This window comes from Pseudomonas sp. AF32 (assembly GCF_022342325.2).
In the GTDB taxonomy this organism is placed as follows: Bacteria; Pseudomonadota; Gammaproteobacteria; order Pseudomonadales; family Pseudomonadaceae; genus Aquipseudomonas; species Aquipseudomonas uvaldensis.
The window spans coordinates 35,669-48,552 of sequence record NZ_RQJK02000024.1; the positions used below are offsets into that span (position 1 = coordinate 35,669).

General features: G+C 62.5%; 16 protein-coding genes. 13 read left to right on the forward strand and 3 right to left on the reverse strand.

Annotated features, from left to right (window positions below):
• Positions 1-49: 49 nt before the first annotated feature.
• From EGM97_RS20995 to EGM97_RS21010, 4 genes are all read left to right on the forward strand, one after another.
• A complete protein-coding gene (locus EGM97_RS20995; protein ID WP_238963076.1) occupies positions 50-808 on the forward strand; it encodes a class I SAM-dependent methyltransferase in 759 nt (252 codons plus the stop codon).
• A gap of 64 nt (positions 809-872) precedes the next feature.
• Positions 873-1,325 (forward strand): ribonuclease HI, encoded by a 453-nt coding sequence (rnhA, locus tag EGM97_RS21000; RefSeq protein ID WP_053153835.1) that lies wholly within the window; start codon positions 873-875, stop codon positions 1,323-1,325.
• Positions 1,326-1,440: 115 nt separating this feature from the next.
• Positions 1,441-2,193, forward strand: coding sequence for a DNA polymerase III subunit epsilon (gene dnaQ, locus EGM97_RS21005; protein ID WP_238963077.1), 753 nt, complete (start codon positions 1,441-1,443; stop codon positions 2,191-2,193).
• A gap of 280 nt (positions 2,194-2,473) precedes the next feature.
• Positions 2,474-3,088, forward strand: coding sequence for a GNAT family N-acetyltransferase (locus tag EGM97_RS21010; protein ID WP_238963078.1), 615 nt, complete (start codon positions 2,474-2,476; stop codon positions 3,086-3,088).
• On the opposite strand, the gene EGM97_RS21015 is transcribed toward EGM97_RS21010, so the two are convergent.
• On the reverse strand, positions 3,054-3,947 hold the full coding sequence (locus EGM97_RS21015) for a LysR family transcriptional regulator (RefSeq protein WP_238963079.1): 894 nt from the start codon (positions 3,945-3,947) through the stop codon (positions 3,054-3,056). The two genes, EGM97_RS21010 and EGM97_RS21015, sit on opposite strands and share 35 nt — an antisense overlap.
• A gap of 78 nt (positions 3,948-4,025) precedes the next feature.
• Positions 4,026-4,259 (reverse strand): hypothetical protein, encoded by a 234-nt coding sequence (locus EGM97_RS21020; RefSeq protein ID WP_238963080.1) that lies wholly within the window; start codon positions 4,257-4,259, stop codon positions 4,026-4,028.
• A gap of 178 nt (positions 4,260-4,437) precedes the next feature.
• Between EGM97_RS21020 and EGM97_RS21025 the strand changes: the two genes are divergently transcribed.
• From EGM97_RS21025 to EGM97_RS21040, 4 genes are all read left to right on the forward strand, one after another.
• The gene (locus tag EGM97_RS21025) at positions 4,438-4,995 is read left to right on the forward strand and encodes an NADPH-dependent FMN reductase (protein WP_238963081.1); all 558 of its coding nucleotides are present in this window, start codon (positions 4,438-4,440) and stop codon (positions 4,993-4,995) included.
• Between the two features lie 512 nt (positions 4,996-5,507).
• Positions 5,508-5,837 carry a DUF6124 family protein gene (locus EGM97_RS21030; RefSeq protein ID WP_238963082.1) on the forward strand — a complete coding sequence of 110 codons (330 nt, stop codon included), beginning with the start codon at positions 5,508-5,510 and terminating at the stop codon, positions 5,835-5,837.
• 223 nt (positions 5,838-6,060) lie between these two features.
• On the forward strand, positions 6,061-6,408 hold the full coding sequence (locus EGM97_RS21035) for a metalloregulator ArsR/SmtB family transcription factor (RefSeq protein ID WP_238963083.1): 348 nt from the start codon (positions 6,061-6,063) through the stop codon (positions 6,406-6,408).
• A 33-nt stretch (positions 6,409-6,441) separates the two neighbouring features.
• Positions 6,442-7,725: an arsenic transporter gene (locus EGM97_RS21040; protein ID WP_238963084.1), complete on the forward strand. Its 1,284-nt coding sequence runs from the start codon at positions 6,442-6,444 to the stop codon at positions 7,723-7,725.
• A gap of 215 nt (positions 7,726-7,940) precedes the next feature.
• Here EGM97_RS21040 and EGM97_RS21045 read toward each other — a convergent pair whose 3' ends face one another.
• A complete protein-coding gene (locus tag EGM97_RS21045) occupies positions 7,941-8,906 on the reverse strand; it encodes a DUF1853 family protein (RefSeq protein WP_238963085.1) in 966 nt (321 codons plus the stop codon).
• A 103-nt stretch (positions 8,907-9,009) separates the two neighbouring features.
• On the opposite strand from EGM97_RS21045, the gene EGM97_RS21050 reads away from it, so the two are divergent.
• From EGM97_RS21050 to EGM97_RS21070, 5 genes are read left to right on the forward strand one after another with little or no spacing between them, the layout of a single operon-like run.
• Complete coding sequence (locus EGM97_RS21050) at positions 9,010-9,900, forward strand: NAD(+) kinase (RefSeq protein WP_024776985.1); 891 nt, start codon at positions 9,010-9,012, stop codon at positions 9,898-9,900.
• The gene (locus EGM97_RS21055; protein WP_477788844.1) at positions 9,897-10,871 is read left to right on the forward strand and encodes a metallophosphoesterase; all 975 of its coding nucleotides are present in this window, start codon (positions 9,897-9,899) and stop codon (positions 10,869-10,871) included. Before EGM97_RS21050 ends, EGM97_RS21055 begins: the two co-directional genes overlap by 4 nt.
• A complete protein-coding gene (locus EGM97_RS21060; RefSeq protein ID WP_238963087.1) occupies positions 10,868-11,740 on the forward strand; it encodes a rhomboid family intramembrane serine protease in 873 nt (290 codons plus the stop codon). The genes EGM97_RS21055 and EGM97_RS21060 overlap by 4 nt, the downstream gene beginning before the upstream one ends.
• A gap of 44 nt (positions 11,741-11,784) precedes the next feature.
• Positions 11,785-12,045 (forward strand): YeaC family protein, encoded by a 261-nt coding sequence (locus tag EGM97_RS21065; protein ID WP_053153794.1) that lies wholly within the window; start codon positions 11,785-11,787, stop codon positions 12,043-12,045.
• A complete protein-coding gene (locus EGM97_RS21070) occupies positions 12,042-12,872 on the forward strand; it encodes a DUF2797 domain-containing protein (RefSeq protein WP_238963088.1) in 831 nt (276 codons plus the stop codon). The genes EGM97_RS21065 and EGM97_RS21070 overlap by 4 nt, the downstream gene beginning before the upstream one ends.
• Positions 12,873-12,884 lie beyond the last annotated feature (12 nt).

A 12,884-nucleotide genomic window follows, 5' to 3' on the forward strand; every position in this document is an offset into this window, starting at 1 on the left:
GGAAAACAAAGGCGCATCTTAGAACTTCCTGGCGCGTTGGAGAATGTAAATGACCGATGAAGCGTTCGCTCAGGCCGATCCTGAGTGGCTGGCGCTGATCAGCGCGGCCCGTGAATGGCTGTCCGGCCCCGTCGGGCAATTGCTGCTGGAAGAAGAGCGGCGCATGCTCGAGGATGAGCTGGGCCGTTTCTTTGGCGGTTACCTGGTGCATTACGGTCCGTCGGCACAGACGCCACCGTCGGCGCCGCAGGTCCAGCGCAACGTTCGCCTGGGTGCGCCGTTGCCAGGGGTCGAGATCGTCTGTGAAGAACAGGCGTGGCCCTTGAGTGAGCACGCCGCCGACGTGGTGGTGATGCAGCATGGCCTGGATTTCTGCCTGTCGCCCCACGGCTTGTTGCGTGAGGCCGCCAGCAGCGTGCGTCCCGGCGGGCATCTGGTGATCATAGGCATCAACCCCTGGAGCAGTTGGGGTCTGCGCCATGTATTCGCCCACGACGGCTTGCGCCAGGCCCGTTGCATCTCGGCGTCGAGGGTGGGCGACTGGCTCAACCTGCTGGGCTTCGCGCTGGAGAAACGCCGCTTCGGGTGCTATCGTCCGCCGCTCGCGTCGCCCAAGTGGCAGGCGCGCCTGGCTGGCTGGGAACGCCGGGCCGGCGACTGGCAACTGTCCGGCGGCGGCTTCTATCTTCTGGTGGCGCGCAAGATCGCCGTCGGGCTGCGCCCGGTGCGCCAGGTGCGGCGCGAGCCGATGGGCAAGCTGATTCCCTTGCCGATGGCCAAGGTCAATCGTCGCCATATCGAACCATAACCTTTTTTCCATGGCCTGACCGGTATCATCGCCGGCGGGCCTGTGGTTTTTCTGGACAGACCGCATGAGCGATAGCGTAGAACTTTTCACTGACGGCGCCTGCAAGGGCAATCCCGGTCCGGGTGGCTGGGGGGCGCTGTTGATCTACAAGGGTGTTGAAAAGGAACTCTGGGGCGGCGAAGCCAACACCACCAACAATCGCATGGAGCTGATGGGCGCCATTCGTGGCCTCGAAGAACTCAAGCGGCCTTGTGACGTATTGCTGGTGACCGATTCGCAGTACGTGATGAAAGGCATCAATGAGTGGATGGCGAACTGGAAAAAGCGCGGCTGGAAGACGGCTGCGAAGGAACCGGTCAAGAACGCCGATCTGTGGATGCTGCTGGATGAGCAGGTCAACCGCCACAAGGTCACCTGGAAATGGGTGCGCGGCCACATCGGCCACCCCGGTAACGAACGGGCCGACCAGTTGGCCAATCGTGGGGTGGATGAGGTTCGGGGATACAAACAGGCTTGATATAGCCCTGTTCCGGCGGGGCATGCACCTCGCCACAAAAGCTGCGGCCAGCCATTTCCTTGAGCATGTTAACATTCCCGCTTTTGCAAGTTTGCCCGTTGAGAACTGAACACTGATGGCCAACAGATCTGTAGTACTGGATACCGAAACCACCGGCATGCCGGTGACCGATGGTCACCGGATTATCGAAATCGGTTGTGTCGAGCTGATCGGCCGGCGCCTGACCGGCCGCCATTTCCACGTGTACCTGCAACCGGACCGCGAAAGTGACGAGGGCGCCATCGGCGTTCACGGCATCACCAACGAATTCCTGGTGGGCAAGCCGCGTTTCGCCGAAGTGGCCGACGAGTTCTTCGAGTTCATCCAGGGCGCGCAGCTGATCATCCATAACGCGGCGTTCGACGTGGGCTTCATCAACAACGAATTCGCGTTGATGGGCCAGCACGACCGGGCCGACATCAGCCAGCATTGCACCATTCTCGACACCCTGGTCATGGCTCGCGAACGGCATCCGGGGCAGCGCAACAGCCTCGATGCGTTGTGCAAGCGCTATGGCGTCGACAACTCCGGCCGTGAACTGCACGGCGCGTTGCTCGACTCCGAGATCCTGGCCGACGTCTACCTGACCATGACCGGTGGCCAGACCAGCCTGTCCCTGGCGGGCAACGCCTCGGATGGCAATGGCAGCGGAGAAGGCTCGGGCAACAGGGCTTCGGAAATCCGTCGTTTGCCTGCTGATCGCCGGCCTGCCCGGATCATCCGCGCCAGTGAAAGCGACCTCGCCGAACATGCCGCGCGTCTGGAAGCCATCGCCAAGTCGGCCGGCGCTCCGGCACTGTGGACGCAGTTGGCCGAGGCCGGTCAGTGACAGCCAGTAATGGATTGATAAATTGAGCCCCTGTGGGAGCGAGCCTGCTCGCGATGACGGCGGCACATTCAACATCAATGCAAACTGACCCAACGCTATCGTGAGCAGGCTCGCTCCCACAAGGGTGACCCATCATTCATTCGCAACAATCGCCAGTACCTTCTACCCTGAGGTCATGAGCAGGCTACGGATTTCGCTTGATGTTCGACGTTTCGATAGGCGAGGGCAATGGATGGCGCCGTGCCGTTGATTGCCTCATGGAATGAGGAGCTTTCCCAGTATGCAACCGGTCGTGAATCCCAAACATCCCGGCCTGTCGGTACGGGTCGTCGATGACGGCTTCGCTGCCTATATCTGGGGCAGCGATTTCAGTTTTGAAGTCAGCGCCTACGGCACGGCACAGATCGGTCGTCCGGTGAGCCAATGGGCAATCACCCCCATCATCCCGTACAGCAAGTGTTATGGCATCGACCCTGAGGAGTTCAGCAGCTTCCACGGTGCCCCGGGCAGTGAAATTTTCATGGCCTACCTGGACGACCGGCCGGTGGGCCATTTAGTGATCAGCACCAACTGGAACGGTTTCGCCCACATCGACGAACTGGCGGTGCATGCCCCGGCCCGTCGCCATGGCGTGGCCAAGGCGTTGCTCGATGTGGCTCAGTTCTGGAGCCGCAAGAAAAAGCTCCCGGGAATCATGCTCGAAACCCAGAACAACAACCTGGGGGCCTGCCGGCTTTATGAGCGTTGTGGCTACGTGCTGGGCGGCATCGATCACCTGCGCTATCGCGGCATCGACCGGCATACCGCCGAGGTGGCGCTGTTCTGGTACCGGCTGTTCGATGACCCGCTGGGCATGTCGGTCAGTGGCTCAGCAACGCCTCGGCTTGTTCCCTGATCAGTTCCAGCAGCGACTGGAGGGTGGGCGAGGGCGCCGCACCGTTCAGATGCAGGGCATAGAGGCTGATGGGAACGGCGGGCGACACCGGGCACACATCCAGTCCGCCATCCTTGGCGCCCGAGGCCGTGAAGGGGTCGACGATGGCCAGCCCTTCGCCGGCCTCGACCATGGCACGCATCATCTGATGGGTTTGTACGCGAATCTGGACCAGCGGCGCCGGGCGCAACGCCCCCAGCTTGTTGTCGAACGCGGGGCTCAACGGATCGTGACCCTCCAACCCCACCAGCGACTGGCCCGCCAGATCCTGTAGGGAGATGTACTTCTGTCGCGGTTGCAACCAGCCATGGGGCGCCAGCAATTGCAGTTTGCCCTGGGCGATCACCTGGCAATGAATGTCCGGGTGTTCGGGATCGTGCAGGCTCAGACCCAGGTCGCTGTCGCGCAACAGCAGGCTGCGGACAATGTCGCGGGTCGGTTGGCTGAGCAGCGTGCAGGGGGCATCCGGATAACGACGACGCAGGGCGGCCATGCTGCGGGGCAACAACTGCTGGGCCAGCGGCGGGGTGCAGATGATCCGCAGCGGTGGCGCTTGATAGTGCTTCAGGCTGGCGGCCAGACGCTGCACCGGTTCGACGGCGTCATACACCCCCGTGATGCCTTCGCGCAACTCAAGGGCTTCCCGAGTGGCTTGCAGTCGCCCGCGTACACTGGCGAACAGCATGAAGCCCAACTGGGCCTCGGCGTCGCGCAGGATCGCCTCGACCTCCGCCGTCGGCAGTTGCAACCATTCGGCGGCCGTGCCGAGGTGGCCGGTCTGCAACAGCGCCTGGATCACTTCGATGTGGCGTAAACGCATGCAGCAAGTCCATGTTGGGCGGGTAGGCCGTTGAGTGGCTGAATCCTAACCCAAGTCCAGGTACGACTTCTGCTCAACTTATAACGCTATGGAGGTTTCGGGTTCGCGAATCAGCTCGATGCCCGACTGCACCAGCAGGAACCGGTCTTCGTCGAGTTTATTGACCCGATCCCCGATCGCCAGCTTATAGGTAGTGACAGGCTCCTTGCCATTGCCGTCCGGTGACGGTGTCGATTCCTGGAATTCATGCACTGAATAGACGCGACCTTCGGCGTCCCGCGCATGAAATTGTCCGACAAGTACTGCTGCCATGGCTTAGAACCTCTGGAAATAGATCACTCGATTTGCGGTTCTGTAGACCTTGCCCAAGCGCGGGAAGTTTTCCTACAAGAAAAAAATAGTCCAGACGGCAGGTTTTGGTTTTCCGCTGGTCCAATAGTCCGTCCGATCATCTATAAATAGGGCTCCCTAATCCCGAGTCGAGAAAACAATGAGTAATGTCTACACAGTGGCTGTTTTAGTGGGTAGCCTGCGCAAGGCGTCGATCAATCGCAAAGTGGCGCTGGCCCTGGCGGATCTCGCGCCGGCCAACCTGAAGCTGGAAATTGTCGAGATCGGCGAGCTGCCTCTTTATAACGAAGACCTTGATGTCACGCCGCCGGCGGCCTATAGCAACTTCCGCCAGAAGGTCGGTGCAGCGGACGCTTTATTGTTCGTTACGCCTGAATACAACCGCTCGGTGCCGGCACCGTTGAAAAACGCCATCGACGTCGGCTCCCGTCCTTACGGCCAGAGCTGCCTGAGCGGCAAGCCGGGGGCGGTGATCAGTGCGTCGCCGGGCGCCATTGGCGGCTTTGGCGCCAACCATCATTTGCGCCAGTCCCTGGTGTTCCTCGACGTGCCGTGCATGCAGCAGCCGGAAGCCTACCTGAGCGGCGCCGGCACGGCGTTCGACGAGGCGGGCAAGTTGTCGGAGTCGGTGAGGCCGTTCTTGCAAACGTTCATCAATGCCTATGGCAAGTGGGTGGAGCAGCATAAAAAGCTCTAGTCGATACAGGCCATAAATCTGTGGGAGCAAAGCTGGCTCGCGAAACAAGCGCCTCGGTATCGGGTAGATCGCATGGCCTTCATAGCGGGCAAGCCTGGCTCCCACAGGGACTTGCGGTGGGGCTGCACCTCGCGATCGCCTCGAAACGTCACCCAAGTGGCCCGGTATGTTTACTTCGCTGTAGGACACTGCAGGGGCGAGCTACACCGCCTTGCGCCATTGCCTACAACTGCGCCAGAATCCGCCGGCTTGTGCGCCTGGGGGGCGGGTTCTATCGTTTGCGGGTCGCTGACGAATCAGCGATCGGGTTTAGCAGCTCGCACCATCAAGGCACGCCAGTGTCGTCATTGACCAGTCGGCTCTTTTCGGCTGGTCAGCATCATGGCGGCTATGCGTGGGGCACTTCGGTGCGCCGGGTTCCTTGATGCCTGGTCTGCTAACCCGCGTACAGCCGCCACCTATATTCGTTTAGCAGCGATGGATGACGGCTCCACTCATCAAGGAGTTTCACCTTGGTCAAACCAACACCCAACCCACCAGACACCGACCCAACCCCAACCGTCCTCGACAAAGCCGCCAAACGCGCCCTCGATTTCTACCTCAAGCCCGACCCCGGAACCGAACCACCCCCAGGCCGGCTCTTCACCGTGGTGAACGGCGTCGACACCGAATGCCTGCTCGCCAACCTCAGCGAAACCCTGGCTTCGGCCGATGCCATGATCAGTGATCTGGCGTTCGAGCTGGAAGGCTCGCGCCGGCATGTGGCGTTGGGGATTCAGCAGTTGATCGAGCTGGGTGGATTGCTGGCGAATCGGGCGCTGGATAACGTCGATCCGCGCTAGCTGGCCCAACACAATCCTGTGGCGAGGGGATTTATCCCCGCTGGGCTGCGAAGCAGCCCCCGATTCTGTCTGGCATACCGAGTTGCCAGATTTTAGGGCCGCTTTGCGCCCCAGCGGGGATAAATCCCCTCGCCACAAGGGGACCTGTGACACCAATCCCCGCTTTACTGAATATTCGGATCTCCATATATTCGTCCTTCGCCCACTCAAGACTTTTTTTGTCATGCCCAATCTCGACAATCCCGTCGATGTCTTCAAGGCATTGGCCGACGACACCCGGACCCGCATTGCGCTGCTGGTGGCTCGGGAAGGCGAGTTGTGTGTCTGTGAGCTCACTGCTGCCCTGGACCTGAGCCAGCCGAAAATATCCCGGCACCTGGCGCAGTTGCGTCACGCTGGCCTGCTCAGTGATCGGCGGCAAGGGCAGTGGGTATATTACCGTTTGCACCCGCAATTGCCGTCCTGGGTCGGCACACTGGTGGAGCAGGCGTTGGCGGCCAGCGGGGAATGGCTGGCGGCGGATGTCCAGCGCTTGACTGCGATGGCCGACCGCCCGGTGCGTTGCTGCTGATCTTTTCTACATATTTGCTCAAGGCTGTCGTACATGCTTGTCGCGTCATTGATTTTCCTGCTGACCATTACCCTCGTGATCTGGCAACCCAAGGGGCTGGGCGTCGGGTGGAGCGCGACGCTCGGCGCGCTGCTGGCCCTGCTGAGCGGAGTGGTGTCGGTCGGTGACATTGCCCTGGTGTGGCACATCATCTGGAACGCCACCGGCACGTTCGTCGCGCTGATCATCATCAGCCTGTTGCTGGACGAGGCGGGGTTCTTCGCCTGGGCGGCGCTGCACGTGGCTCGCTGGGGGCGGGGCAACGGGCGCAAGCTGTTTGCCTTCATGGTGCTGCTCGGTGCGCTGGTGTCGGCGCTGTTTGCCAATGACGGCGCGGCGCTGATCCTCACGCCCATCGTGATTTCCATGCTGCTGGCCCTGCGCTTTTCGCCGGCGGCGACCCTGGCCTTCGTGATGGGCGCGGGCTTCATTGCCGACACGGCGAGCCTGCCGCTGGTGGTGTCGAACCTGGTCAACATCGTGTCGGCGGATTTCTTCGGCATCGGCTTCAACCGCTACGCCTCGGTGATGGTGCCGGTGAACCTGGTGGCGGTGGCGGCGAGCCTGGGGATTCTGCTGTGGTTCTTCCGGCGCGATATCCCCCGTGATTACGACCCGGATCAACTGGACGACCCGGCGAGTGCGATCCACGACACGGCCACGTTCTACGCCGGCTGGGTGGTGCTGGCGATCCTGTTGCTGGGCTGTTTCGCCCTGGAGCCGCTGGGCATTCCCATCAGCGCGATTTCGGCGGTCTGCGCCGCGTTGCTGCTGGCCGTTGCCGCTCACGGTCACAAGATCTCCACGCGTAAGGCGATGAAGGAAGCGCCGTGGCAGATCGTGATTTTTTCCCTGGGCATGTACCTGGTGGTCTATGGGCTGCGCAATGCCGGCCTGACCGATTACCTGGCTCGCTGGCTCGACGTGTTCGCCGGTTATGGGGTGTGGGGCGCGGCGATGGGCACGGGGGTGCTGACGGCGTTGCTTTCGTCGGTGATGAATAACCTGCCGACGGTGTTGGTCGGGGCCCTGTCCATCGACGCCAGCCACGCCACCGGGGTGGTGAAGGAGGCGATGGTCTATGCCAATGTGATCGGCAGCGACCTGGGGCCGAAGATCACCCCCATTGGCAGCCTCGCCACCTTGCTCTGGCTGCATGTGCTGGCGCGCAAGGACATCCGGATTGGCTGGGGGTATTACTTCAAGGTCGGGATAGTGTTGACGGTGCCGGTGTTGCTGGTGACGTTGGCGGCGTTGGCTTTGCGGTTGTCGTTTTAGACCGCGTTGGCTTCATCGCGAGCAGGCTCGCTCCCACAGGGTATTGTGGTTGTCGGCAGGATTGTGGCGCTGCGGTCATTGTGTAGACCGAGGGGGCCTCTTCGCGAGCAAGCCCGCTCCCACAGGGTTTGTGGTTGTCGGCGGGATTGCGGGCGCCGCGGTCATTGTGGGAGCGAGCCTGCTCGCGATGAGGCCGGTCCAGGCACAGCAGAAACTCAGCTATTGCCCGGCACATCCGGCCAAAGATCCGCCACCAGGAACACCCGCTCGGCTTCTTCCCAGTCGCCGCCGGCGTTTTCGGTCAGGCGCACCATCAACTGGGCCGGGGCCATAGGGTCAAGCGCCCCAAGCCACGTCCGCAGTTGGCCGGCGTTCCAGGTTTGCTCCGCTGGATAATGCGCTGGCGCCAGCCAGGCGGCGCGGGGCAGGGGTTGCCAGCGACCCGGTGGGCGTTGGGCGATGAAGGCCGGCCAGTCGCGCTGGTGCAGCCAGCTACCGCGTAAATGCCTGGGGTGGGCGCCGGCTGGCGGTTCGGCATGGCCGGGCCAGGGGTAGAGCAGGTAGCCGCCTAGCCAGAGTTCGGAGCGGAACGACTCGATGCCGGAAGGCTCGATGCCCAGCGCCGACAGGGCGTCGCGGCTTTCCGGGCGCGCCGAGATCGGCAACTGGTGTTCGCGCAGATGAGTCAGTTTGCGGTCGAGCCGGTCGTGACAGCCCGGACCGAGCCATTGCGCGCTGTCCTGCCCGTTGCCGTCCTGAGGGCCCAAGTACAACTTGATCGCCAGTTCCAGATGATGGACGCCATCGCCGTCGCGTAGCAGCAGGTCCAGTTCGCCCAGGGTCTGGCCTTGATGGCGGATCGGCAGGTTCGCGGCGATCAGCTTGATGCCCGGTGCGTGCTGCACGGCGAACTGCCACAACCTTTCGTAATACAGGCCCAGGCGCCGGGTCCGGGCCAGGGACAGGCAGTGCAGCAGGGGATAGCTGTCGCGGTCCAGTTGCCGCAGCCAATGCGCCAGGCGATCAGGCTCGCGCACCCAGTCACTGCCGGTCAGCGGATGGCGTTGGGGCCAGGGCGCGTCGATGAGCATCGGTGGGGCGAGGATCACCCACGCCAGATCGCGCACCTCGGGGTGGCGCAAGCGGCGGGGCAGGTCCAGCAGTTCGGGAAAGAGGATCATTTTGCGAGCATAGCCTGCCGCGAAGGCTTAAAGCATTTTGTCTATGGGCCGCTTTCGCCCATAATCGGGTTTTTCGCCCGTCGCAGACCCTCGCAGGAGCCCCATGGAGCAATTTCGCAATATCGGCATCATCGGTCGCCTGGGCAGTTCGCAGGTGCTGGACACCGTTCGCCGCCTCAAACGTTTCCTCCTGGAGCGGCACCTGCATGTGATCCTCGAAGACACCATCGCCGAAGTGCTGCCGGGCCACGGCTTGCAGACGTCGTCGCGCAAGATGCTGGGCGAAGTCTGCGACATGGTGATCGTGGTCGGCGGTGACGGCAGTCTGTTGGGCGCCGCACGAGCCCTGGCGCGGCACAATATTCCGGTGCTGGGGATCAACCGGGGCAGCCTGGGCTTCCTGACCGACATCCGCCCGGACGAGCTGGAAACCAAGGTCGCCGAGGTGCTGGACGGTCACTACCTGGTGGAAAACCGTTTCCTGCTGCAAGCCGAGGTGCGCCGTCACGCCGAGGCCATCGGCCAGGGCGATGCCCTCAACGACGTGGTGCTGCACCCCGGCAAATCCACGCGCATGATCGAATTCGAGCTGTACATCGACGGCCAGTTCGTCTGCAGCCAGAAGGCCGACGGCCTGATCGTCGCCACGCCCACCGGCTCCACGGCCTATGCGTTGTCCGCCGGCGGGCCGATCATGCACCCCAAGCTCGACGCTATTGTGATTGTGCCCATGTATCCCCATACCTTGTCTGGGCGACCCATCGTGGTCGATGGCAACAGTGAGCTGAAAATCGTCGTGTCCAAGGATATGCAGATCTACCCGCAAGTGTCCTGTGACGGCCAGAACCATTTCACCTGCGCGCCGGGTGACACCATCACCGTCAGCAAAAAGGCGCAGAAGCTGCGCCTGATTCATCCGCTTGACCACAATTACTACGAAGTCTGCCGGACCAAGCTCGGCTGGGGCAGTCGGTTGGGAGGAAGGGGCGACTGATGCTCGATCCTGCGCGAAGTTACGACCTGATCGGTGACGTGCACGGATGCGCCCTGACCCTGGAACACCTGCTGGACCGTCTCGGTTACCAGAAACAGGGCGGGGTCTGGCGGCATCGGTCGCGCATGGCCGTGTTCCTGGGCGACATCATCGACCGTGGCCCGCGGATCCGCGAGGCGCTGCACATCGTCCACGACATGGTGGTGGCCGGCCAGGCGCTGTGCATCATGGGCAACCATGAGTTCAACGCCCTGGGCTGGAGCACCCCGGCGTTGCCCGGCAGTGGCCAGCGCTACGTGCGCGAACACACGCCGCGCCATGCCCGACTGCTCAACGAAACCCTGACTCAGTTCGAACACCACCCCGGCGACTGGCACGATTTCCTTGCCTGGTTCTACGAACTGCCACTGTTCGTCGACGCCGGTCGGTTCCGAGTGGTGCATGCCTGTTGGGACGCAGGCCTGATCGAGCCACTGCGGGGCCTGTTCCCGGATGGCTGCGTCGACGAGCATTTTCTCCAGGCTTCGGCGCAATCGGGCAGCTTTGCCTGCACGGTGTTCGACCGCCTGCTGCGCGGCACCGACATGCGTCTGCCCCATGGCATGACCCTGACCGGCGGCGACGGCCTGACCCGCTCGTTCTTCCGCACCAAGTTCTGGGAAGAGGATCCGAAGACCTATGGCGACATCGTGTTCCAGCCCGATGCGCTGCCCGAACCGGTGGCGCGTACGCCGCTGACGCCGGATGAAAAGAACAACCTGCTGCGCTACGGCATCGATGAACCGATGCTGTTCGTCGGCCACTATTGGCGCAGCGGCAAACCCGCGCCGATCCGTCCGAACCTGGCGTGCCTGGACTACAGCGCCGTGCTTTACGGCAAGCTGGCCGCCTATCGCCTGGACCAGGAAACCCACCTGGACCCGCACAAGTTCTTCTGGGTCGATGTGGAACGACCGGAGGTGGTGAAGTGACCGCTGTCGCTGTGTTGCGTTTACCCCTGGCCCAGGACCTGAGCGGTTTCGTCAAGTTGCTGCAACGCATGCAGGTGCCTCACCGCGTCAGCGAAGAGGCGGGCGAGCAGGTGCTGTGGGTGCCTGACGAAATCAGCGAAGACGTGCGCTCCCTGTACGAACGCTTTCCGGCGGGCGACCCCGAGCAACAGTTGGAGCTGCCTGCCAGCGGCACCACCCCGCGGCGGGCGGGTTTCGTCGAGCAACTGACCCGCAGTCCGATCACCGCCCTGGTGTTGCTGCTGAGCCTGATCGTCGGGGCGCTGACCCTGCTGGGGGATAATCTCGAAACGCTGCGCTGGCTGACGTTCCTGGAGTTTCGCGTTGTCGGTGACTACATCCATTTCACCCCCCTGGCCGACAGCCTGGCGGCGGGGCAGTGGTGGCGCCTGGTGACGCCGATGCTGATCCACTTCGGTTTCCTGCACATCGCCATGAACGGCATGTGGTACTGGGAGCTCGGACGGCGGATTGAAGCGCGCCAGGGCGGCATCCATTTGTTGGGGCTGACGCTGTTGTTCAGCCTCGTGTCCAACTTCGCCCAGTATTACTTCAGTGGCCCGACCCTGTTCGGCGGCTTGTCCGGCGTGCTGTACGGCCTGCTGGGGCATTGCTGGATCTATCAACTGCTGGCGCCGAACCCGGCCTATCACTTGCCCCGTGGGGTGTTGGTGATGATGCTGGTGTGGTTGCTGCTGTGTCTGTCCGGGCTGGTCTCGCTGATCGGCTTCGGTGAAATCGCCAATGCGGCCCACGTCGGCGGGCTGCTCGTCGGCTGCTTCACAGGGCTGTTGGGTGGGCTGTTCGCTCGCCGTAAAATGGTCCCCTGACTGGCGTCTGTACCTCTAGATATGCGCGATTGCGCGGAGAACCCATGTCCTCGTTCAACGAAATGATCAAAAACATCACCCCCGACATCTATCGCAGCCTGAAACTGGCGGTGGAAATCGGCAAATGGGCCGATGGCAACAAGCTCACCGCCGAGCAGCGCGAGCTGTCGTTGCAGGCCATGATCGCCTGGGAAATCCAGAACCTGCCCGAGGAAGAGCGCACCGGCTACATGGGCCCGCAGGAGTGCCAGTCGAAGGCGCACGAAGTGCCGAACATCCTGTTCAAGTCGGATGCCATCCATTGATCGAGATTGGCCGCGGTGCAATCAGCAAGATGTCGGCGCGCCTCGATGGGCCGACCGTTCAATATGCCTTCCGCCTGGGCGATGTCGAGGTGCCGGTCAACCCGCTGATCGGCAGCACGCTGCGCCTGGAGTTTCTCGGTGCGATCCATTGCACCCACTGCGGGCGCAGGACCAAGACCAGTTTCAGTCAGGGTTATTGCTACCCGTGCATGACCAAGCTGGCGCAGTGCGATGTGTGCATCATGAGCCCCGAGCGTTGCCATTTCGAGGCGGGCACCTGCCGCGAACCGGCCTGGGGCGAGCAGTTCTGCATGACCGATCATGTGGTCTACCTGGCGAATTCGTCGGGCGTGAAGGTGGGCATCACCCGCGCCACGCAACTGCCGACCCGCTGGCTCGACCAGGGCGCCAGCCAGGCGCTGCCGATCCTGCGAGTCGCCACGCGCCAGCAGTCGGGGTTCGTCGAAGACCTGTTCCGCAGCCAGGTGGCGGACAAGACCAATTGGCGCGCCTTGCTCAAGGGCGACGCGGTGGCGGTGGATCTGCCGAAGATCCGTGATTCGCTGTTCCAAAGCTGTGCCGAGGGATTGCAGGGCTTGCAGGAACGATTCGGCCTGCAGGCGATCCAGACCATAGCGGACGTCGAACCGATCGAGATCCGTTATCCGGTGGAGCAGTACCCGGCCAAGATCGTCAGTTTCAACCTGGACAAGGACCCGATTGCCGAAGGCACGCTGTTGGGGATCAAGGGCCAGTACCTGATTTTCGACACCGGCGTGATCAACATTCGTAAGTACACGGCCTATCAGCTCGCCGTGCATCAGTAGAAGGATTCGACC